This is a genomic window from Wohlfahrtiimonas populi (assembly GCF_002006795.1).
In the GTDB taxonomy this organism is placed as follows: domain Bacteria; phylum Pseudomonadota; class Gammaproteobacteria; order Cardiobacteriales; family Wohlfahrtiimonadaceae; genus Wohlfahrtiimonas; species Wohlfahrtiimonas populi.
In genome coordinates this window covers 1-371 of record NZ_MVDN01000065.1, presented here as the reverse complement: position 1 = coordinate 371, position 371 = coordinate 1, and the positions used below count along the sequence as shown (strand labels likewise).

Sequence of the window (371 nt, the reverse complement as noted above, 5' to 3'; positions counted from 1 at the left end):
TAACTACTTATTTGATCAAATTGTTTATGAAACAAAAATTTTAGGCCATATTAAAAATAGTGATATTACAAAACACCCTGAAACTGGTGAATATATTATTGATACATCCAAAATAGTTACTTTCTTTAAAGAAGCTTTTTTAGATAATCCAAGTGATTATGCTGTAATGGCGAGAGTATTTAAAAATATATATAAAAATGATGCTTTAAGTTTGCAAATACTTAATCAAGTTAAAGATGAGATTTTTGCATTTGATAATACGGCAGGATATTTATTAGATCCTAACATCGATAATATTCTTGATGGCACTTTCGATAATGATGTTATTACAGGAACTAATCAGCGAGATATTATTTTTGGTGGCGCTGGTA

At 27.5% G+C, this 371-nt stretch carries 1 protein-coding gene; it reads left to right on the top strand.

Features of this window, described 5'->3' with window-relative positions; genetic code table 11:
- A partial coding sequence (locus BZK16_RS14420) for a hypothetical protein (protein ID WP_158076882.1) occupies positions 1 to 371 on the top strand: 371 nt, incomplete at both ends.